The 21,703-nt window shown below is 66.1% G+C and carries 20 protein-coding genes; 4 read left to right on the forward strand and 16 right to left on the reverse strand.

The annotated features are described in order from the left end of the window. Positions 1–39 precede the first annotated feature (39 nt). The 4 genes from AC5RUO_RS08665 to AC5RUO_RS08680 all read left to right on the forward strand — a co-directional run bounded on the left by AC5RUO_RS08665 (position 40) and on the right by AC5RUO_RS08680 (position 3,074). Positions 40–921: a putative RNA methyltransferase gene (locus AC5RUO_RS08665; protein ID WP_494103264.1), complete on the forward strand. Its 882-nt coding sequence runs from the start codon at positions 40–42 to the stop codon at positions 919–921. Between the two features lie 123 nt (positions 922–1,044). Further along, positions 1,045–1,506 (forward strand): NfeD family protein, encoded by a 462-nt coding sequence (locus AC5RUO_RS08670; RefSeq protein WP_494103265.1) that lies wholly within the window; start codon positions 1,045–1,047, stop codon positions 1,504–1,506. A gap of 34 nt (positions 1,507–1,540) precedes the next feature. After that, positions 1,541–2,488, forward strand: coding sequence for an SPFH domain-containing protein (locus tag AC5RUO_RS08675; RefSeq protein ID WP_494103266.1), 948 nt, complete (start codon positions 1,541–1,543; stop codon positions 2,486–2,488). Positions 2,489–2,726: 238 nt separating this feature from the next. Continuing rightward, positions 2,727–3,074, forward strand: a complete 348-nt coding sequence (locus AC5RUO_RS08680; protein WP_013600997.1) for an RNA polymerase-binding protein RbpA — start codon at positions 2,727–2,729, stop codon at positions 3,072–3,074. A gap of 76 nt (positions 3,075–3,150) precedes the next feature. Here AC5RUO_RS08680 and AC5RUO_RS08685 read toward each other — a convergent pair whose 3' ends face one another. From AC5RUO_RS08685 to AC5RUO_RS08760, 16 genes are all read right to left on the reverse strand, one after another. Continuing rightward, complete coding sequence (locus AC5RUO_RS08685; RefSeq protein ID WP_494009189.1) at positions 3,151–3,894, reverse strand: polyprenol monophosphomannose synthase; 744 nt, start codon at positions 3,892–3,894, stop codon at positions 3,151–3,153. A 98-nt stretch (positions 3,895–3,992) separates the two neighbouring features. Next, entirely contained in the window at positions 3,993–5,648 is a 1,656-nt protein-coding gene (locus AC5RUO_RS08690; RefSeq protein WP_494103267.1) for an amidohydrolase, read from the reverse strand. A gap of 52 nt (positions 5,649–5,700) precedes the next feature. After that, the gene (locus AC5RUO_RS08695; protein ID WP_494103268.1) at positions 5,701–8,646 is read right to left on the reverse strand and encodes a DEAD/DEAH box helicase; all 2,946 of its coding nucleotides are present in this window, start codon (positions 8,644–8,646) and stop codon (positions 5,701–5,703) included. A gap of 20 nt (positions 8,647–8,666) precedes the next feature. Further along, entirely contained in the window at positions 8,667–9,461 is a 795-nt protein-coding gene (gene tatC, locus AC5RUO_RS08700) for a twin-arginine translocase subunit TatC (RefSeq protein WP_494009186.1), read from the reverse strand. A 48-nt stretch (positions 9,462–9,509) separates the two neighbouring features. Continuing rightward, positions 9,510–9,782 carry a Sec-independent protein translocase subunit TatA gene (gene tatA, locus AC5RUO_RS08705; protein ID WP_009358592.1) on the reverse strand — a complete coding sequence of 91 codons (273 nt, stop codon included), beginning with the start codon at positions 9,780–9,782 and terminating at the stop codon, positions 9,510–9,512. Positions 9,783–9,814: 32 nt separating this feature from the next. Then, positions 9,815–10,162 carry a hypothetical protein gene (locus tag AC5RUO_RS08710; RefSeq protein WP_494103269.1) on the reverse strand — a complete coding sequence of 116 codons (348 nt, stop codon included), beginning with the start codon at positions 10,160–10,162 and terminating at the stop codon, positions 9,815–9,817. 10 nt (positions 10,163–10,172) lie between these two features. Next, positions 10,173–12,158 carry a helix-turn-helix transcriptional regulator gene (locus AC5RUO_RS08715; protein ID WP_494009184.1) on the reverse strand — a complete coding sequence of 662 codons (1,986 nt, stop codon included), beginning with the start codon at positions 12,156–12,158 and terminating at the stop codon, positions 10,173–10,175. Positions 12,159–12,287: 129 nt separating this feature from the next. Then, on the reverse strand, positions 12,288–12,683 hold the full coding sequence (locus AC5RUO_RS08720) for an FKBP-type peptidyl-prolyl cis-trans isomerase (protein WP_494009183.1): 396 nt from the start codon (positions 12,681–12,683) through the stop codon (positions 12,288–12,290). Between the two features lie 70 nt (positions 12,684–12,753). After that, on the reverse strand, positions 12,754–13,683 hold the full coding sequence (locus AC5RUO_RS08725; RefSeq protein ID WP_494009182.1) for an FKBP-type peptidyl-prolyl cis-trans isomerase: 930 nt from the start codon (positions 13,681–13,683) through the stop codon (positions 12,754–12,756). Between the two features lie 113 nt (positions 13,684–13,796). Beyond that, entirely contained in the window at positions 13,797–15,161 is a 1,365-nt protein-coding gene (gene pafA, locus AC5RUO_RS08730; protein WP_494103270.1) for a Pup--protein ligase, read from the reverse strand. 8 nt (positions 15,162–15,169) lie between these two features. Further along, a complete protein-coding gene (prcA, locus tag AC5RUO_RS08735) occupies positions 15,170–15,880 on the reverse strand; it encodes a proteasome subunit alpha (RefSeq protein WP_494009180.1) in 711 nt (236 codons plus the stop codon). 1 nt (position 15,881) lies between these two features. Next, a complete protein-coding gene (gene prcB, locus AC5RUO_RS08740; protein WP_494009179.1) occupies positions 15,882–16,703 on the reverse strand; it encodes a proteasome subunit beta in 822 nt (273 codons plus the stop codon). A 79-nt stretch (positions 16,704–16,782) separates the two neighbouring features. Beyond that, on the reverse strand, positions 16,783–16,986 hold the full coding sequence (locus AC5RUO_RS08745; protein ID WP_494009178.1) for a ubiquitin-like protein Pup: 204 nt from the start codon (positions 16,984–16,986) through the stop codon (positions 16,783–16,785). 85 nt (positions 16,987–17,071) lie between these two features. After that, entirely contained in the window at positions 17,072–18,745 is a 1,674-nt protein-coding gene (gene dop / locus AC5RUO_RS08750) for a depupylase/deamidase Dop (RefSeq protein WP_494009177.1), read from the reverse strand. Beyond that, positions 18,742–20,493, reverse strand: a complete 1,752-nt coding sequence (gene arc, locus AC5RUO_RS08755) for a proteasome ATPase (protein ID WP_494009176.1) — start codon at positions 20,491–20,493, stop codon at positions 18,742–18,744. Before arc ends, dop begins: the two co-directional genes overlap by 4 nt. A gap of 81 nt (positions 20,494–20,574) precedes the next feature. Continuing rightward, the gene (locus AC5RUO_RS08760; RefSeq protein WP_494009175.1) at positions 20,575–21,639 is read right to left on the reverse strand and encodes a tRNA (adenine-N1)-methyltransferase; all 1,065 of its coding nucleotides are present in this window, start codon (positions 21,637–21,639) and stop codon (positions 20,575–20,577) included. Between the last annotated feature and the right edge of the window lie 64 nt (positions 21,640–21,703).

Genomic DNA, 21,703 nt, shown 5'->3' on the forward strand with positions numbered 1-21,703 from the left:
CGGTCCCGGCCGGATGGACCCGCCGCCTAAGATGGTGCAATGCCCCCTGCATCGGACCTTCCCCTGCTGTGCCCGGTCTGCGCGGCTCCGTTGACCTTCGCCGCCGCCCAGCCGCCGAAACCAGGAAGGCTCGCCTGCGCGTCACGGCACAGTTTTGATGCCGCCCGGCAGGGTTACTTCAACCTGCTGGTCGGAAAGGGCACCGCCTTCGAGGCTGATTCCGCCGCGATGGTGAATGCCCGCTTCAACTTCCTTGGCCGGGGCCACTACCGGCCGCTGGCACAAGCCGTGGCGGCCGCCGTCGTACCCGTCCTGTCCGACCGGGCAGCCGTGCTGGACTCGGGCACCGGAACAGGGCACTACCTGCGCGAGCTGCTGGACACCGCCGCCGCTCAGGGCCGGACAGTGGCTGCCGCAGGGTTGGACATTTCCAAATTCGCCCTGCGCCGCGCCGCCCGGCTCAACCCCGAAGCCGTCAACCTGGTCTGGGACATTTGGCAGCCGCTGCCGTTGGCGGCCAACTCTGTTGACGCCGTCACGGTAATCTTTGCGCCCCGCAACGCTGCCGAGTTCGCGCGTGTGCTCCGGCCCGGCGGTCGCCTGGTGGTGGTCACCCCGCGCAAGGGCCACCTTGCCGGCATCGCAGCCCTGGCAGGCATGCTCGCCATCGAGGAAGGCAAGGACGCCCGGCTGGCTGCCGCCATGGCGCGGCACTTCGAGGTGGAGGAAAGCTCCGACGTCGACATTCCGCTTGCGCTCAACCACCAGGAAGCAGCGGACCTGGCATTCATGGGACCGGCAGGCCATCACACAAGCCGGGATGCCATCGCCGTCCGCCTTGACGGCACCCCGGAGCCCCTCCGGGCCGAGGCGAAGTTCCGGCTGATGGTCTTCCGGCCCAGGCTGCCCGCCGGCACGTAACGACTTGGCCACTATCGCCTCTACCGTCTGCATGACCCAGCCCACAGGCGGGGGCCCCGGACTAGGATAAGAAGACAGGTACCGAAGGGCCCGCGACGGCGCCCGGTGTCCAAGGGGGCGGCAGTGTTCGAATGGTTGGGGGAAAACTGGTGGGCCCTGTGGCTCACGGCTTTCCTGGCATTTGCAGTGGTCGAGATGATCACGCTTGACCTGTTTTTCATCATGCTCGGCGGCGGTGCCCTGGCTGCCCTGGTAGCCGACTTTGCCGGTGCCGACGGCTGGCTGCAGATCGTGGTTTTCTGCGTGGTGTCCCTGCTCATGATCGCTTTCGTCCGTCCGGTGGCGCTGTCCCACTTGAAGAAGGGCCCCGCAGAGCAGCGGAGCAACGTCGACCGGCTGATCGGCGAGCAGGCAGTGGTGATGGAGGCCGTGACGTCGGACGGCGGCCTGATAAAAATCGGCGGCGACATCTGGAGCGCGCGTTCTGAGGCCGGGGTTCTTCACGCCGGACAAAAAGTGGTGGTGGCGGCGATCGACGGCGCCACGGCTGTAGTTTCGGTGCCACCCGCCAGCGGCGCGTCCTGACACAGCAATATCAATTGGGGAACAAGGGAGACGCATGGAAAACGCAGGAGGAACGGCTTTGGCCGTCGTGCTGGTAGTCCTGATCGTGTTTGTGATCATCGTCCTGGTGCGGGCGGTCCGGATTATTCCGCAGGCCCGGGCCGGCGTGGTGGAGCGGCTCGGCAAATACCAGCGCACGCTGAATCCGGGGCTGACCATCCTCATCCCCTTCGTGGACCGGCTCCTTCCGCTGCTGGACCTCCGCGAGCAGGTGGTGTCGTTCCCGCCCCAGCCGGTGATCACCGAGGACAACCTGGTGGTCTCGATCGACACGGTCGTCTACTTCCAGGTCACCGACCCCCGCGCCGCCACCTACGAAATCGCCAACTACATCCAGGCGGTGGAGCAGCTCACCACCACCACGCTCCGTAACGTGGTGGGCGGATTGAACCTCGAAGAGGCGCTCACGTCGCGTGACCAGATCAACGGCCAGCTCCGCGGCGTCCTGGACGAGGCCACCGGCCGCTGGGGGATCCGCGTTTCGCGCGTTGAACTCAAGGCGATCGATCCGCCCCACTCCATCCAGGACTCGATGGAAAAGCAAATGCGCGCCGAGCGTGACCGACGGGCAGCCATCCTGACGGCCGAGGGTACCAAGCAGTCTGCCATCCTGACGGCAGAGGGCCAGCGGCAGGCTTCCATCCTTGCCGCGGAAGGTGACGCCAAGGCCGCTATCCTTCGCGCCGACGGTGAGGCCCAGGCCATCCAGAAGGTCTTCGATGCCATCCACCGCGGCAACCCGGACCAGAAACTGCTGGCCTACCAGTACCTGCAGACCCTGCCGAAGCTCGCGGAAGGCACCTCCAACAAGCTGTGGATCATCCCAAGTGAAGTCGGCGAAGCCCTCAAGGGAATCGGGAACGCGCTGGGCGGAACCAATCCGGATCCGGGGGCAGCGGGCGGCCTTTTCGACGAAGTGGGATCGAAGTCCACCGAACCATAAGCAGTACGGCTGACGGGAAGGGACCTGCCCTGCGCGGGTCCCTTCCTGTTTTGGTTCCCGCGGCATGACCCACGTATAATTGGGTATTTGTCCGGCAGGAGCAGTCCGCTGGAACAACAAAGCTTCGCAATGCGTTGAATCCTATGATGCAGCGCAGAGCAAACAGTAGCCCGGTGGTGCTTCATCGCCACCGGCAGGCGCGGGGTCCTGCCCCGCGAACCGAGAAGAGGGAGAAATCATGAGCGATCGCAGCCTGCGGGGTATGCGCCTTGGTGCGCAGAGCATGGAGACCGAGTCCGGGGTTGAGCCGGCTCCGCGCCAGCGCGTCGAGTACCGTTGCGAGGACGGCGAACAGGTTTTCGTTACCTTCTCCTCCGAAGCCGAGATTCCGCCGGTATGGGTTTCCAAGACCGGCAAGGAAGCCCTTCTGGTTGACGGCGAACGCCCGGACACCAGCAACGACAAAGCTGTCCGGACCCACTGGGACATGCTGCTGGAACGCCGTTCCCTGCCCGAGCTTGAGCAGATCCTTGAGGACCGCTTGACCATCCTCCGTGAACGCCGTGGAGAACGCCGCTCCGCTTAGGACCATTCAAAAGGGGGCCGTTCCCGCACTGCTGTGCGGGAACGGCCCCCTTTTTTGTTGCCGTACGGCGCGCGGCCTACGGCTGGGCTGAAGCCTTTTTCCGGGTGAGCGCGTTCCAGCGGGCAGCGAGCCCCCACTTGGTCACGTTGACCATGGCCTCGAGAACGATATTGCCGCTCATCTTCGATGCGCCGAGTTCACGCTCCACGAAGGTGATGGGACGTTCCTCGATGCGCAGGCCCATCCGGGACACCCGCCAGGCCAGGTCCACCTGGAAGCCGTAGCCCACGGAGTCCACCTGGTCCAGGTTAAGTTTCTCCAGGGTTGTCCGGCGGAACGCACGGTAACCGCCTGTCACATCCTTGATCTTCAGGCCCAGCATGAGGCGCGCATACGTGCTGCCCACGCGGGAAATCGCCTGGCGGTACAGCGGCCAGTTCACCACGCGTCCGCCGGGCACCCAGCGCGAACCCATCGCCAGGTCCGCGCCGTGATCGATGGCTTCCAGGAGCTGGGGCAGCTGCTCCGGCTGGTGGGAGCCGTCCGCGTCCATTTCCACGAGCACGTCGTAGCCGGCATCCAGGCCCCACTTGAAACCCGCGATGTATGCGGCGCCCAGGCCCTCCTTGCCCTTCCGGTGCAGGACGTGGACCTGGGAGTCTTCGGCAGCGATAGCGTCCGCAAGCTGGCCGGTGCCGTCAGGGCTGTTGTCATCCACCACCAGGACATCCGACGCCGGAACAGCCGAGCGGAGCCGCTGAAGGGTCTTGGGCAGCGATTCCAGTTCGTTGTAGGTGGGAATGATCGTAAGGACGCGCACAAAGGGCCTTTCCTGGGAGGAGCGGTCGGTGTGCACCTGACGGCCTGGCTAGCCGCCGGCAGGCGCAGCTACCCATTATAGGGCGGCGGGGTGCAGGCTCAGGAACGCAGTGCCTGGCTGGAGAACAATTCGACGCCGTCCCGCACCGTCTGCAGGCATACCGGGTCTTTGCCGGTATCCAGGGCGGGCAGCAGAGGAGTCCGGGCGCGGGGGTCGGTGCTCCACGACTGGACGCGCCCGTCGGCCACCTGGACCATCAGTTCCTCCACCTCCCAGACGGCGAAACTGGCGGGGGCACCCGGCACGAGCTGGCCCGCCATGGGGTTGTGGTATCTGGCCGCCCGCCAGCCGGCACGGGTGTGCCCCAGGAACGCGGCGCGGGCAGAAATCCGCTCCTCGGGGTTGTGGTGCTCCAAGCACGCCCGGACACTGGACCACGGCCGCAGCGGGGTCACCGGACTGTCGCTGCCGAAGCAGACAGGGACGCCGGCAGCGTAGAGGGTGGCGAAGGGATTCATGGCAGCACTCCGCTCCCCCAGTCGCTGCTGGTACAGCCCCCCGGCACCGCCCCAGGCGGCATCGAACGCGGGCTGGGCGCTGACTGTCACCGAGTAGCGGGACAGTTTTTCGATTGACGCGGCGTCGACCATCTCCACGTGCTCGAAGCGGTGGCCCGCAGCCCGTACGCGCTGCTCCCCCACCTGCCCGGCGGCGAGGTCCAGGGCGGACAGGGCAGCGTCCAGGCCGGCGTCCCCGATGACGTGGAAGCCGCCCGGGATGCCCAGCAGGGAACAGGCGGCGAGGTGGGCTGCGGCCTCGTTCACACCCAGGTAAAGCGAGCCCCTTTCGTCCGGGGCGTCACTGTAGCCGGACCGCAAGGCGGCAGTCCGCGACCCGACCGATCCATCAATGTTCAGGTCGCCGGCCAGTCCGCGGAGTCCGAAGCCAAATCCGTCCAGCACGCGGCGGGCGTGGTCTTCCGAGGACACAAGTTCGCCCCAGTAAGCGAGGACCTCCGGGACGAACGGGGCCTCGGGCCATGCGCTGTTCCACGATGCTGCCAGGCGCAGGTCGTCGGCCCCGCCGATATGCGGAGCGCCCATCTCCGCCACAGCAACATAGCCGTTGGCGGCCGCCTCGGACAGGGCACGGGCCTGGTGGCGGCGGAGGTCGGCCGCCGGAAGCCGGCGGGCGGCCTGCCTCGCCGCAGTATGGGCGGCACGCCTGACCCGCGGACCGCCGTCGAACCCGTCCTGGTCCTGCAGCCCGGCGGACCGGGCCAGCGACGCCGAAACCAGGGCCGAGTGCACGTCCACCCGGGAGAGGTAGACGGGCCTGCCGGCTGACGCCCGTTCCAGCTCCTCAGCCGTGGGCAGGGCGGCGTCCGCCCAGGTAGTCTCATCCCAGCCGTGGCCCAGGACCGGTCCGTCGCCGGGCGCTGCTGCCACTGCATCCAGCAACTCCCGCGCGGAGGAGATTCCGCCCAGCTGCAGGGATTCCAGCGCTATCCCTGTCTCGGTCAGGTGCATGTGCGAATCGACGAATCCGGGCGCGACGAGTGCGCCCCGCAGGTCGATGATGTCCATGGAATTGTCGGCTATGGACGAGGCGGCCTGCTCCGAGCCCACCCACGCCACAGTGCCACCGTCCACGAGCATGGCGGTGGCGAAGGGGTCGGCAGCGCTGTAGACGGAACCGTTGCGGTAGAGGACAACTGGCGGACGGGACGGGTTTGCGGGACCGGGCTGGGTCATATCGGGGCAGGGCTCCTGGAAATTGCATGCCGGCGGTTGGGCCGGGGGAAAGTTAGAGGACGGAGGAATATGCCACGACGCCGCGGCGGATCAGGGTGATGGCCTCGGCGCACAGCCGGGCGAGCCGGGGTTCAAGGCCGGGGATCTTGGCCAGCTGGTCCAGCAGGTCCACCACCTGTTTCACCCAGCGGACGAAGTCGCCCGCCGCCAGGTCCGTCCCGCTCAGGACATCCTGGAGATGCCGGCCGCGTGCCCACTTGTAGATGGGCCACACCAGTCCCAGTTCCGGTTCGCCGGTCAGCGGAAGCTTGTTCTCCTCTTCCACGTCCTCCAGCGCCGACCACTCCCGCACCACGATGTCCACCGCGGTCTCCAGGGAGACGCTGGGCATCCGGGGCCGGAGGCCGCGGTCTTCCCGCTTGGCCTGGTACACCAGGGCACTGGCAAGGGCTGCGACTTCCACCGCGTCAAGATCGTCGAAGGCGCCCAGCCGCAGGGACTGGGAGATCAACAGGTCCTTCTCGCCGTAGATCCGCCGCAGGCGCTGGCCGTCAGGGCTGATGAGCAGCCGCCCCTCCCCGGCGTCCTCCAGGTAACCGTAGGCGGAGAGGACATCGCAGACGCGGTCGAAGGTCTTGGCGATAGTGTTGGTGCGGCCCTGGATCTGCCTGACCAGTCCATCCGTTTCCCGCCGGAGCTTCCACCAGCGCTCCGACCACCGCGCGTGGTCCTCACGCTCGCTGCACCCGTGGCACGGGTGTGCGCGCAGGGCCCGCCGCAGGTCCGCGATGCGTTTCTCCTGGTTGGGCATGGCGCTGGCGCGGCCGAAATCGTTGTTGCGGTTATGTCCCGGTGCTGGCGGGCGGTTTTCCCGCAGCGCGTTCCGGGCTGAAGACGCCAGGTCCCGGCGCGACTTTGGCACCTTGGCGTTGAACGACTTCGGAATCCGGATCCGGGTAACGGGCGAAATAGGGCCTTCCAGATCGTCGGTGCTGATCCGGCGCAGTTGGTTGTCCAGGGTGAGGACGGCGGGCCGGGGTTCCCGGCTGCTGTGGTCGGAACTGAGCACGATGGCCGGGCCGGGCGCCCTGCCGCCCGGGACGTTGACCACGTCGCCTGGCAGGAGCCGGGCCAGCGAGTCGTCGCTGAGCGACTTCCTGGCCCGGGACTTCGCCCGGGAGGTGGCGTTTTCCGCATCCGACAGTTCCCGGCGCAGCCGTGCGTATTCGGTGAAGTCGCCCAGGTGGCACGTCATGGATTTGGCGTAGCCGGCGAGGGATTCCTCGCGGCTGCGAACCTGCCTGGCCAGGCCCACCACGGACCGGTCGGCCTGGAACTGGGCGAACGAGGATTCCAGGATCTCGCGCGCCCGCGCACGGCCAAATTGTGCCAGGAGGTTGATGCTCATGTTGTAGGTTGGCCGGAAGCTCGAGTTCAGCGGATAGGTGCGCCGGGATGCCAGGCCCGCCACCGCCGTCGGATCCGTGCCCGGCTGCCACAGCACCACCGCATGGCCTTCGACGTCGATGCCGCGCCGGCCGGCACGGCCAGTCAGCTGCGTGTACTCGCCGGCCGTGATATCCACGTGGGCTTCGCCGTTGAACTTGTCCAGTTTCTCGAGCACCACTGAACGGGCCGGCATGTTGACGCCCAGGGCCAGGGTTTCCGTTGCGAAGACGGCCTTGACCAGGCCATCGGCGAAGAGCTTCTCCACCACTTCCTTGAACGTGGGCAGCATTCCGGCGTGGTGGGCGGCGAACCCGCGGAGCAGGCCGTCCCGCCAGGTCCAAAAGCCCAGTACGTCCAGGTCATCCGGGGGAATATCGTAGCCGGCCTCGTCCACCCGCTGGGCGATGATCCGCTGTTCCTTCTCAGTGGTCAGCCACAGCCCCGAGCCGACGCACTGGGCCACCGCGGCGTCACAGCCGGCACGGGAGAAGATGAAGGTGATGGCCGGCAGCAGGTCCATTTTGTCCAGGCTGGCGATCACCTGGGGCCGGCTGGCCCTGCGCACGCCGTTCGGTTCGGCTCCCCGGACAGGGCGGTCGTTGCCGCGGCGGCCGCGCTGTCCCGGGCCTCCCGGGCCTGGCCTGCTCCGGAAGCCTTGCTGGCCCTCGCTGCGGGCAATGGCCAGGAGGTCCGGATTCACATCGAACCCCCGGCCTGTGCTGGTGTTGCTTTGCACCTGTGACTGCCCGGGATCGTCGGCATCCACCGGCGGGGCAATCTCGTCGAACGTGGTTTCGCCGGCGAACAGGTCCATGATCTGGCGGCCCACCATGACGTGCTGCCAAAGGGGAACAGGGCGGTGCTCGGACACAATGATGTCGGTATCGCCGCGGACAGTGTCCAGCCAGGCACCAAACTCCTCAGCGTTGGAGACTGTGGCACTGAGGGAAACCACCTGGACCTCGCTGGGAAGGTGGATGATCACTTCCTCCCACACGGCACCGCGGAAGCGGTCGGCAAGGTAATGCACTTCGTCCATCACCACGTAGCCCAGGTCGTCCAGGGTGGCGGAATCGGCATACAGCATGTTCCGCAGGACCTCGGTGGTCATTACCACCACGGGGGCATCGCCGTTGATGCTGGTATCCCCCGTCAGCAGGCCCACCTTTTCGGCGCCGTACTTGTCGGCCAGCTCTGTGAACTTCTGGTTGCTCAGCGCCTTGATGGGGGTGGTGTAGAAAGCCTTGAGGCCCCGCTGCAGGGCGAGGTAGATGGCGAACTCGCCCACGATGGTCTTGCCGGCGCCCGTGGGTGCAGCCACCAGGACACCCCTGCCGTCCTGGAGGGACCGGCAGGCCTGCTTCTGGAAGTCGTCCAGCTCAAAGTCCAGCGTGCGGATGAACGCTCCGAGGTCCGAGGAGGCCTCGGCCCTGCGCTCGGCGCTGGCCCTGTACCGTTCCGCCGGTGAGAGCTCGTCATCGCCGGGAGCCGTGGAGGAAGGTCCGCTGGAAGATGGGCCTGAAGCAAACGGCCCGGTGTTGGTGGACATACACCAAGCCTAATGGGAGCTCAGAGGTTCTTCAGCTCACTGCTCGGGGTGGCGATGTCAGCCGTGGCCTCTGTTTCCGCCGCCCTCTTGGCCTGGCGGCGGTCACGGCGCTTGTCATTCATGAGGCAGATGCCAATGGCCGCGAAGAAAAGAACAAGCAGCGGGCCCGCCAGCATAAACATGGAGATGGCGTCAGCCCCGGGGGCCGCAATTGCGGCAAGGACGAAGACCAGGAAGACCGTTATGCGCCACGCCTTGAGGATGGTGCGGCCGGTGATAACACCAGCCATGTTGATGCCTACCAGCACCACGGGAACCAGGAATGCGATACCCAGTACCAGAACCATCCGGGTGACGAACTCGATGTACGTTCGCGCGTCGATCACGCTCGACGAGCCGTCCGGCGTGAACTGGGTCAGTGCCCGGACCACCTGTGGCACCACGAGCCAGCCCGCCCAGATTCCGGCGAGGAACAACGGAACCGCTGCCGCCATGTAGCCCAGCGTGTACCGGCGCTCCTTGGAAGTAAGCCCCGGAGTGATGAAGGCCCACAGCTGGTAGATCCAGATGGGGCTGGAAATAACCGCCCCGATGAGGAGCGACATCTGCAGCTTGAAGTCGAACGGGGAGGCAATGGTCCCGAAGTTGATCGCCGAGAGTCCCCCGGTCTGCTGGGAAATGCGGTTGACCGGGTCGGCCAGCGCCTTCAGCAGCGGATCGTAAAGTATCCAGCCCCCAATGCCGCCAAGGACCACGCCAATGGCCGACTTGATCAGCCGGTTCTTGAGTTCCTTGAGGTGGTCCCAGAGCGACATCCGCCCCTCAGGGTTGGCTTTACGGGCCCGCGACAGTGCCACTGGGGGTCAGGCGCGGTTCGACGGCGGGACGTCCGTGCCGTCTGTCGGCTCACCGGGCTTCGCCTTGGGGTGGTTCACGATGGTGCCTTCCACCGGGCCGGAGGCGTCGGTGGTGTCGGTCTTGCCGTCGTTCTTCATTTCCTTGACCTCGGACTTGATGATCCGCATGGACTGGCCGAGGCTGCGCGCCATGGCCGGAAGTTTGGGCGCGGCAAAGAGAAGCAACGCGACGACGATGATAATGACGATTGGCCAGGGGCCATCAAAGAGTCTTCCCATGGGAAATCCTTTCCTCTAAATACATCCTACTTCTATGTGAAGTCGAGATCCCCGAGCGCCTGCGGCTGGCCCCGGTCCGCTTTGCGCTGGACCCTCCGGCGGCGGCGTTCTTCCCGCCGCGCTGACGTGGATGCCTCGTAATCATGTCGCATGACGGCAGGCGAGGCAAAAACCGCGGATCCGGGCATGGTGGCCAGCGCTGCTGCCGGCTCCTCCTGCTCCTGGAACGGGCCCAGCTGCCCCAGCTTTTCCCCCGCCGCCCCCAGGTCCTTGACCGTCGCCATGAACTGGCGGAAGAGGCGGATGCCCAGCAGGACATAGAACAGCAAGGAGAGCGCGACCAGCGCCACCCACAAAAGAATCCAGGACCACCAAGGCATGCTGAGAAGTCTATCCGCCGTACCGGGCCAGCGACGCCGCCAGCCACTCCCGCGCCGCTGACGCCAGATCCTCCGGTGCCAGGATCCGCGCCGCACCGCCGTGCTGGGCTACGAACATCGGGAGCCACGCCGTGTTGCCAAAGCGGATCTCGGCAACCAGGTTGCCGTCAGGAAGCTCTGCCGTCCGCTCGGCGTAGTAGTCGTCTGCCAACCCCCTCCCCTGCCGGGTGAGCTGGACGGTGACCGTGGTGTCGTCGTCGTTCGGGGTGAAGAGTTTGGCGGGGACTCCCGCAGCAGGCGTGATGCCCTCCGCCACGGGCCGTCCATTGGGACGGACATCCTGGACGCGGTCAAGGCGGAAGTTCCGAAAACCGTCCACCAGGTGGCAGTACGCCTCGAAGTACCAGGTGTTGTCGAGGGAGTAGAGCCTGAGCGGATCCACGTCACGTTCGGTGACCTTGTCGCGTTGCGGGGAAAGGTATGTCAGATGCAGCTGGGCTCCTGATTCGATGGCCTGCCGGACGGTGGCGTGGGTGGCGGCATCGGCAGGTTCCATCTGCGGTCCGGCGAGGGACGCCGCCCGCAGGCCCTCCTCGCCCGCAGCTGCCAGCAGCTTGAGGGTAACGGACTCAAGGGCGCCGCCCTCGGCGATGCCCGGGAGTCCGTTGAGGGTTTCGAGGCCGGTCAGGAGCGCGCAAGCCTCTTCCACCGTGAACCGGACCGGCCGCTTGAGGTCCAGGTCCTGGGTGATGAAGACATGGTCGTTCTCCCACTGGATGTCCAGCAGGTCATCCGGATACCCTTCCGGAAGCCCCGAGCAGATGAGGATCCGCAGGTCGTCTTCGAGCTCCTTCCGGCTCACGCCGAAGTGGCGTGCCACGTCCTGGATGTGTAGGCCCTGGTTGTGCACCAGGAACGGAACCAGTTGGAGCATCCGCTTGAGCTGGTCCTCGGAGGTCCGGGGACGCGCCTGCCGTGCACGGGCCGGCGGGAAGGAGTAGTCCGGCGCCGGCGAGTCACTGAAGGCGGCGGCAGCGCGCAGCCTCCTTCGGACCGCTTCCACCAGCTCTTCCGGGGCGGCAGCGACGGCGTCAGGGCCGTAGGATGCGAGTTCCTCGGCGAGAGTTTCGGGGTCTCGGTAGTGCAGGCTGATCCGGTCATAGCCGGCGGCTGGACCTGCGCCATCAGTGGGAGGGGAAACCGGCAGGGCGCGGCGCCGCAGGGCGAGCAGGCGGCCCTCCCTCACCTGTACGACGGCGGTGCGGAGCGGCAGTTCGGGGAGGCGGTCCAGTTCTGTGCGGATGTTGAAGTCGGCCGGGGGCGAGTACTGGTCGTTGTCCAGGGTGGCCACGGCACTGGTGAAGCGGGACAGGCGGAAGTGTCGTGTGGCCTGGCGTGCCCGGTCGTGGCCCACCAGGTACCACTGCCCGAACCTGCTGCCGAGGCCCCACGGCTCCACAGTCCGCTCTTCCTCCTTGCCGGTGCTGCCCGCAAGGTACCGGAAGGTGACCGGGTGCCGTGCATGCATGGCAGCAACGAGGTCGTCGAAGGCCTGCCCGGCGGGCTTGATGCGCGGCTGCAGGCCGGCGGGCAGTTCCACGTCAGCCATCCGGCCTGACGCCTGGAGCTTGCGGAGGGCGCTTTGCGCGGCTGTGCCCAGGGCGGCGCGCTCCCACAGCTGCGAAGCCAGGAGGAGCACGGTCCATTCTTCCGGGTCCAGCTGGACGTCCGGCAGGCGGTTGGATTCCTTGCCGATGCGGTAGCGGGTGGTGGCGGGATCGTCCCCGCTCCAGCCAAGGTCCGTCAGTGTTTCCACCTCGAAGCCGAACTGGCGCAGGTCGTTCTTGTCCCGCTCGAACATCCTGCCAAAGGCAACATCATTGCCAGAGGTGTCGTGGTACACCTTTTCCCGCAATTCGCTGCGGCGCAGGCCGTACCGGGTGTTCAGGAGCGCGATCAGCAGATTGAGGAGTCGTTCAGTGCGGGATGCGGACACTCTGGCTACGTTACTAAACTCCGGGCGGAACGCAGAAAGCGCGGCAACTGCCGGGAACTGAACGTCCCGGCGGTTGCCGCGCTTCCAAGGGGCGGAACCGTTCGATGCCGCCCGTCAGCAGCTGTAGGGTCAGCGGACGCCGACGAGGTCCACAACGAAGATGAGAGCCTCGTTGGGCTTGATGGCGCCGCCTGCTCCACGGGAGCCGTAGGCCAGCTCGGAGGGGATCTCCAGCCGGCGGCGGCCGCCCACCTTCATGCCCAGCAGGCCCTGGTCCCAGCCCTGGATGACCTGGCCAACGCCCACACGGAAGTCCAGCGGCGCGCCGCGGCCCCACGAGGCGTCGAATTCTTCGCCGGTGGACCAGGCCACTCCGACGTAGTGGGTGGAGACGGTGTCCCCTGCCCTGGCTTCGCGGCCGTCACCTTCGATGAGGTCCTTGATGACGAGTTCGGTGGGAACGTCGCCTTCCGGGAAATCGATCTCGGGCTTCTGGCGGTCGAATTCCCGCTGTCCGAATGACATGGTTGCTCCTTTGTGGGTGCTGATGGTTGGTACCGCAAGCCAGCCGGCTGCGGCCTCCTTGTAAGTCTTGCTACTTGGCGCCGAGGATGTCCACTACGAAGACAAGATCGCCCTTTGCCTCGCCCTGGCCCGCGTCGCCGTAGGCCAGGTCCTTCGGGATGACCAGCAGGACGCGGGAACCGACGGTCTTGCCGGCCAAGCCCTGGGTCCAGCCCTTGATGACACCGGTCAGCGGGAAGCTTGCCGGTTCGCCGCGGTCGAAGCTGGAATCGAACTTGGTGCCGCCGGCCAGGGTCACGCCCACGTAGTTGACGGTCAGGGTGTCGCTTTCCTTGACCACGGCGCCGTTGCCCTTGATGAGGTCCTGTGACACCAGCGCGGTGGGCGCGGCTACGCCTTCGACGTTGATCTCCGGTACGCCGTCCTTCTCGGTCACGGTGGGCAGTCCCGCGGGAGGGGTGACGGTCTCGCCTTCCGGCTTCTCAAGCGCCGGCGTCACATCGGTGGCCGAGAGGACCTTGATCACGAGGAGCTGGGTGGGCTGGGCTTCCGCACCGGCGGTGGCAGCCTGTCCCGGAACTGCCAGCGCAAGGCTTGAGCCCACCTTGGTGCCTACAAAGGCGTTGTAGATGACGGGGCTGCCGGTTTTCAGTTCCTCGTTGAGTTCCAGGGGTTCCGGATCGTTGGGGAACGTATCTTCGAGCGTGGCGCCGTCGGTGCCGTTGAGGGCAAGGATGGAGATGTTGGCGATCTGGTCTGCCTTCACCGTTTCCCCGCTGCCTTCGCTGACCACCTTGATGGTGGGTTCGGCCACCTCGAGCGGCTTGGTGAACTCCACGCCTGGGGCCTTCTTGTCACCGTTGTCGGTCAGTTTAAGGGTGTCGAACTTTGCAGTCTCGCCAGCGGATTGGCTGGTGGGTTCCGGCTCTGCGGGGTTTGAGCCGCCGCAGGCGGTGAGCAGCAGCAGGCCGGGAAGAAGGATTGCTAGTAGTCGGCGCACGTAAGAGAACTTTCGTCGGGGCAGGATGGATGCGATGCTCCGCGTTGCAGCGGCCGTGATCGCGGCAGGCCCTGGTAAAGGGCCTTATCCAGAATAGACCCTGAAGCTGGGTGTCAGCCCATAGAGTCAAGAAGCGCATCCACGCGCTCGTCGACGCTCCTGAACGGGTCCTTGCAGAGGATGGTCTGGTGGGCACGGTCGTTGAGCTTCAGGTGTACCCAGTCCACGGTGTAGTCGCGGCCCAGTTCCTGGGCCCGCCGGACGAAGTCGCCGCGCAGCTTGGCCCGGGTGGTCTGCGGCGGGGCGTCGACGGCGTCCTTGATGACGGTGTCGTCCACGATCCGCCGCACCGCACCGCGGGACTGCAGCAGGTAGTACAGGCCGCGGCCGCGGGAAATGTCGTGGTAGGTCAGGTCAAGCTGCGCAATCCTGGGCGCATCCAGGCCCAGCCCGTGGCGTTCGCGGTAGTTGTCCATCAGCTTTTTCTTGATCGCCCAGTCAATTTCGGTCTCGATACTGCGGGAATCCCCGCTCTCGATCGCCTTGAGCGTGCGCTCCCACAGATCAAGGATCAACGGGACATGCGGGTTGTGGGCACCGTTTTCCTTCACGAAGGCGGTGACCTTGGTCAGGTATTCCTGCTGGATTTCGAGGGCGGTGAGCTGGCGGCCATTGGCCAGCCGGACCAAGGCCCTGCCACTGAGGTCGTGCGAGATCTCGCGGATGCTGCGGATGGGGTTCTCCATCCTCATGTCCCGCATGATCACACCGGCCTCGATCATCCGCAGGACGAGGTCCACCGTGCCCACTTTCATCAGGGCAGTAGCTTCGGACATGTTCGAATCGCCCACGATGACGTGCAGCCGGCGGTAGAACTCGGCGTCGGCGTGCGGTTCGTCGCGAGTGTTAATGATGGGGCGCGAGCGGGTGGTGGCCGAGGAGACGCCCTCCCAGATGTGGTCCGCGCGCTGCGAGAACGCGTACGTCGCCCCGTGCGGCGTCTTCAGGATCTTGCCCGCACCGGCGATGAGCTGGCGGGTGACCAGGAACGGAATCAGGATCTCGGCCAGCCGGGAGAATTCACCGCGGCGCGGGATGAGGTAGTTTTCGTGGCTGCCGTAGGAGTTGCCGGCGGAGTCCGTGTTGTTCTTGAACAGGTAGACGGTGCCGTTGAACCCCTCCGCGGCCAGCCGCGCCTGGGCCTCATCCACGAGGTCGTCCAGGATTAGCTCGCCCGCCCGGTCGTGCGCGATCAGTTGGGCAAGGTCGTCGCATTCGGCGGTGGCATACTCGGGGTGGGAACCCACGTCCAGGTAAAGCCTGGAACCGTTGGTGAGGAACACATTGGACGAGCGGCCCCAGCTGACCACCTTGCGGAAGAGGTACCGGGCCACCTCCTCCGGGGCAAGAGGCCTGGAATCGGGGCTCGAATAGGAGATCCCAAACTCGGTTTCAATACCGAAGATTCTCTTGTCCATGTTTCCTCCTAGGCCAGCAGTGCAGTGATGTCCGCGTCATTCAGCCGGCGGAAGGCGCGCCGGGAGCCGCGTGTACTCTCGGACAGCCTGTCCAGGACTGCAACTTCCAGCGCCCTGGCCGGCATCGCCTTGGCTGATTCATCCGAATCGGCTGCCGGCGCCAGCCCGGACAGGGCCAGCCGGACGGCCTCGGAGAAGCTGAGCGTGCTGCGCCATCCGCCTTCAATGGCTGAAGAAACTTTCTCCGCCTGGCCACCCATGACCACGAAGCTGTGTTCGTCGGCGATCGAACCGTCGAAGGTCAGCCGGTAGAGGTGGTCCTCCTCCTGGGTGGGGCCAACCTCGGCCACAGCGAGTTCCACCTCGAAAGGTTTCTGCTCCGCGGTGAAGACGGCCCCCAGGCTCTGTGCGTAGACGCTGGCAAGGCCGCGGGCGGTGACGTCCTCGCGGTCGTACGAGTATCCGCGGACGTCCGCGTACCGGACGCCGGCCTGCCGGAGGCTTTCAAATTCGTTGTATTTCCCGACGGCGGCGAACGCGATCTTGTCGTAGATCTCGCCGATTTTGTGCAGTGACGGTGACGGGTTTTCTGCCACGAGCGCTATCCCGTCGGCGCAGCTGATGACCACCACGGACCTGCCTCGGGCGATGCCTTTCCGTGCGAAATCCGCACGGTCCTTCATCAGCTGTTCGGGTGATACGTAAAACTGCTGCGTCATCTCAAGCCTCCCGTCCGGCAATGGTGCGGGCGTCGATGACGTTGCGTGCCGCGGCGGCGAGTTCAGCCTCGGGAATCCGGCGGGCGCCGGAGCTGTCCACCGTATAGACCACGGGCCACAGCTGTCGGACGGTGTCGGGGCCACCGGTGGCCGAATCGTCGTCGGCGGCGTCGTACAGGGACTCCACCGCGACGGCAAGCGCTTCTGCCGCCGTGAGGTTGGGCCGCCACAGTTTCTTCAGGGCTCCGCGTGCGAAGACCGAACCGGACCCCACGCTGTGGTGTTCGTGCTCCTCGTACCGGCCACCGGTCACGTCATAGGAGAAAAGCCTTCCCACGCCGGCGCTGGTGTCGAATCCGGCGAACAGGGGGACGACGGCCAGGCCCTGCAGGGCGAGCGGCAGGTTGCCGCGGATCATGGCCCCCAGGCGGTTGGCCTTGCCCTCGAGGCTGAGGAGCGTGCCTTCGATTTTTTCGTAATGCTCAAGTTCAACCTGGAACAACCGCGTCAGGTCTATGGCAATGCCGGCAGTCCCCGCGATGCCCAGAACCGAGAACCGGTCCGCGGGGAACACTTTTTCGATGTGCCTGCTGGCGATGACATTCCCCATGGTGGCCCGCCGGTCCCCCGCCATCAGCACGCCGCCGTCGTAGCTCATGGCGACGATCGTGGTGGCGTGCGGAACCTGCAGCGGGGCGGCTGCGGACGCAGCACCCTGGGGGCTCCGGCTAAAGGGCAAAAGCTCCGGCCGGTCCCGCTGCAGATGTTCGGTAAAGGACGAGGTTGCATTGGCGGCTACCTGGTTGGCGGTTGATTCCTGCACTCATGAACTCCTTGAACGTAGTACTAAAGTCGGTACAGATTCCGTCCGTCCGGGGCTTCCGCCACCTGTCCGGTCCGGGTTACTGGCCGCCTTTTTGGACGAATGCCCGGACGAATTCTTCGGCGTTGGATTCCAGAACGCCGTCGATCTCGTCCAGAAGGTCGTCCACGCCTTCCGTGGATGCCGAAGCTTGGGCTTCCGGCGGTGCGGGTGGCGCCTCAGGAATGTCCTCGTCGACCTGGCTGTCGCGTGTTAGCGGCTGCTGCTGCTCCTGGCCTGCCATCGTTATCCCTCCCTATGTTGGTCATTGGATCCGACGGATCCTCCGATATCCCAATCCTGCCACGCTGGGAGCCGTCCGGCGCGGTTTACGCCGCAGGCGGAGCGGTATTGTGTCCCAGCAACTCTGCGAGGAAGGGACCCGCTTCCCGGTAGCGTTCGAACAACGCTCCGGTGAGGGCTTTGGTTCCCCGCAGGGGCTCCCTGGTGGGGACCCGCTGCAGCCGCCCATATCCGGGTACGTCGAAGATCACCGAGTCCCAGCTCGCGCCCACCACGTCCTTGCCGAAGCTGCTGATGCACTTGCCCCGGAAAAATGCGCGGGTGTCTCCCGGCGGCTCCCCGACGGCGGCGGCGATCGCGGCGTCGTCCACGATCCTTTGCATACGGCCCCTCGCAAGGAAGCGGTAGTACAGCCCTTTTTCGGGCCGGATGTCGGACCATTGCAGGTCCACGAGTCCCAGCCGGGCGTCATCCCAGTCCAGGTTGTCCCGCTGGCGGTATCCGTCAAGGAGCGAGAGCTTCGCGAGCCATTCAACGGAACTGGCTGCCGCCGCCCGGTTGCTGTCCAGCTGGGTGAGCACGGTGGCCCACCGCTCCAGGACATCATGAGTGTGTCCGTCCCCGTCCACGGCATCGCCGACGCCCGTATCCTGTGCCAGCTTGGCTGCGGCCTCGTGGTACATCCACTGCAGGTCCAGGGCGGTGACCCGCCGGCCGTCGAGCAGCCGCAATGTTGCCGTCAACGACGTATCATGGCTGACCGTCTGGAGGGCCTGCACGGGTTCGTACACCTCCACTTTTGGCGCCAGGCCTGCCTCGATCAGGCTGAGGACCATGGCGGTTGTGCCGAACTTCAGGTAGTTGGATACCTGGCTGAGGTTGGCATCGCCAATAATCACGTGCAGGCGCCGGTACTTGTCCGCGGTGGCGTGCGGCTCGTCGCGCGTGTTGATGATGGGCCGGCGGATCGTTGTTTCCAGGCCCACCTCGGCTTCGAAGAAATCCGCCCGCTGGCTGATCTGGTAGCCGGAGGCGGAAGCGTCCTGGCCAATCCCCAGCCGGCCCGCCCCGCAAAAGATCTGGCGGGTCACGAAGAACGGCGTCAGCCCCCGCACGATGTCGCCGAAGGGCACCGAGCGCGGCATGAGGTAGTTTTCGTGGGAGCCGTAGGACACGGACTTGTTGTCCGTGTTGTTCTTGTACAGGTTTACCGGCGGGAGGTCAGGGTCCGCGGCCAGCCGCCGCACGGCCGCCAGCCCCACCAGGTCGCCGGCGGCATCCCAGGTGACTGCGTCGCGCGGGTTTGTGACCTCGGGGCTCGAATACTCGGGGTGGGCGTGGTCCACGTACAGGCGCGCACCGTTGCCGAGGACCATGTTCATCAGGAGCGTGCCGGACTCGTCCTGCCCGTCGAGTTCGAGTTCTTCACGGCCGTACGCCAGGGCTACCGCCTCCGCGTCCAGGACGGGCGGCTGGTCGGTCAGCTGGCTGGGGTGTGCCGCGCCGCGGTCCACGGTCCAGCCGCGGGCGTCGTGCAGCGGCTCCTCGTCCGTGTAGTCCCAGCGCGTTTCGGCGCCCCCGGCCGCGCGCTGTCGGGTGACTTGGGCGTAGGCCTGGACCACCCGGGCACTCATCATGGTTGCGTTGGCGGAGGGCGCGGACGGGGCATGGATGCCGTATTCAGTTTCCGCGCCCATCACCCGCATGGCCCCGCCGGCGGGAAGTGCTCCCCCGGCGGCGGGTTCCGGTGCAGCCGTCATAGATACTGTCCCGTGGTGGGCATGGTTTCGATCGACTTGCCAGGCTCCTGGCCGGCCTTGCCCTGCACGATGGTGCGGATGTAGGTGATCCGCTCGCCCTTCTTGCCGGAGATCCGGGCCCAGTCATCGGGGTTGGTGGTGTTGGGCATGTCCTCGTGCTCACGGAATTCGTCCACGACAGCCCGCAGCAGGTGCTCGATCCGGAGCCCCTTCTGGTGGGTGGTCAGGAGGTCCTTGATGGCGTACTTCTTGGCGCGGTCCACAACGTTCTGGACCACGGCGCCGGAGTTGAAGTCCTTGAAGTACAGCATCTCGGTGTCACCGTTGGCGTAGGTGACTTCCAGGAATTCGTTCGACTTGTCGGTGGAGTACATGGCCTCCACCGTCCGCTGGACCATGGCGTCCACCGTTGCCTGGACATCGCCGTCGTGCTCGGCCAGGTCGGATTCGTGGAAGGGCAGGTCGGTGGTGATGTACTTGTTGAAGATATCGGCCGCCGCTTCGGCGTCCGGACGGTGGATCTTGACTTTGACATCCAGCCGGCCGGGCCGGAGGATGGCCGGATCGATCATGTCCTCGCGGTTGGACGCGCCAATGACAATGACATTGTCCAGCCGCTCCACGCCGTCGATTTCGCTCAGCAGCTGCGGCACGATGGTGGTTTCGACGTCGGAGGAGATGCCGGTGCCGCGCGTGCGGAACAGCGAATCCATCTCGTCGAAGAACACTACTACCGGGCTGCCGTCCGAGGCCTTTTCCCGTGCCCTGGAGAAGATGAGGCGGATGTGCCGTTCGGTTTCGCCGACGTACTTGTCCAGGAGTTCCGGACCTTTGATGTTCAGGAAGTAGCTCTTGAGGTCCACGTTGCCGGAGCGCTCCGCGGCGCGGGCGGCGAGGGAGTTGGCAACGGCCTTGGCGATGAGGGTTTTGCCGCAGCCCGGAGGCCCGTAGAGCAGGATGCCCTTGGGCGCCTTCAGCCCGTGTTCCCGGTAGAGGTCCGGGTGCAGGAACGGAAGTTCGACGGCGTCGCGGATCTGTTCGATCTGCGGGCCGAGACCGCCGATGTCCTCGTAGGTGATGTCCGGGACTTCTTCCAGGACGAGGTTTTCCACCTCGGAGCGGGGCACCTTTTCCAGCGCGTACCCGGTCCGGGAATCGATGGAGAGCGCATCGCCCACGCGGAGTTTCTCAGCAAGGAGGGCGCCGGAGAGGCGGACCACCCGTTCTTCGTCGGCGCGGCCCACCACCAGGGCGCGGTCGGCGCCGAGCATTTCCTTGAGCGTGGCCAGTTCGCCGGCCCGTTCGTAGCCGAGGCCGGCCACGATGAGGAGTGCTTCATTCAGCAGGACTTCCTGGCCCACGGCGAGCTGGTTGATGTTCACCAGCGGGCTGATGCCGACGCGCATTTTCCGGCCGGCGTTGAAGATGTCAGCGGATTCCTCCGTGGCAGCCTGCCCGCTGCTGCCGGGCGCCGGAGGGCGCTTGGGGTTCAGCTGGAGGATGGTGCCGAAGCTGTACGGCGGCTGTCCTTCCTGGTCCAACGCGTTCTTCAGCCGGAGGATCTCGGCTTTCGCGGTCTCAAGCATGCTGACCAGCTTGGTGTTGTTCTGCGTTGCGGCAGCCAACTGTCGGTCGATGTGCCTGAGCTTGTCCCGGAGGATGTTGACCTGGCGGTCGGCAACCGAGAGGTCATTGGCGGCAGACTGCTCTGCCGGTGTACGTCCGGAGTCCTGGTTTGGAGTCTCCATTTGTATCAGCCCCTTCCTGCGCTTCTATTAAGACATTAGCCCCAAGAAGGCAGGTAGGGATGGCGACTCCCGAAATGTGGACTAGTTCGTGACCTCCGGGCCGTCCTTGACATTGGTGCCGGCAATCGCGTCGCGGGCGGCGCGGCGCAGCTTCTTGTCGGACACCAGCCGCTCCCCCACGGCGCCGGGCGTCCAGGCGTTGACGTCTTCTTCGTTGAATTCGGTCTTTGACGGGCGGCGCTTGACCGAGATGCCGGTGACGCCGTCGGCCAGCCTGCGCGTGACCAGGAGGAAACCGGTGTGGGCCACCATGCGGTGGTCGGGGCGGACGGCCAGTCCCTCGAGGTGCCAGCCGCGGACCAGGGACTCCCAGGCGTCCGGTTCGGTGAAACGCCCATCTGCACGGATGGCTTCGGCCGTACGGGAAAGCTGGGTGACCGTGGCGACGTAATTGATCCAGACGCCGCCGGGGGCCAGGACGGTGGCGACGGCGTCGAGGCACTCCCAAGGTGCCAGCATGTCCAGGACCACGCGGTCCACTGAGCCGGGCGCCTCGCTGCGGACCACTTCCTCCTGGAAGTCACCGAGGGAGATCTGCCATGCGGGGTGCGGGCCGCCGAAGATGGTTTCCACGTTTCCGCGGGCGATGTCCGCGAACTCCTCGCGCCGTTCGAAGGAGTGCAGGTAGCCCTGGTCGCCTACGGCGCGGAGCAGGGAGATGGAGAGGGCGCCTGAGCCCACACCTGCTTCCACCACGCGGGCGCCCGGAAAGATGTCCGCCATGGTGACGATCTGGCCGGCGTCCTTGGGGTAGACGACGGCCGCGCCCCGCGGCATGGACAGCACGAAGTCGGAGAGCAGCGGGCGCAGGGTCTGGTACTGCTGGCCAACGTTGTTGACCACCACGGAGCCGTCCACCTTGCCGATGATGTCGTCATGGTTGAGGAAGCCGCGGTGGGTGTGGAACGCGCCGCCGCGCTCAAGGGTGACGGTGTTCATGCGTCCGCGCTCGTCGGTGAGCTGGACGCGTTCGCCTTCCCGGAACGGCCCGCGGCGCCTGGCCGCTCCCACCGGCTGCGAGCTGCCGGCGGCGGCGCCGGACCCGGCTGCTGCTGTGGCGTCGTTGACGGCGGTTTCGCTGCTCATGATGTTCCTCGCTCCTGTAAACCTGTGGGCCGCGCAGAGATGTCCTGTGGCAGACATGGTGGCT

It is taken from the genome of Arthrobacter sp. Y3221087, assembly GCF_059089905.1.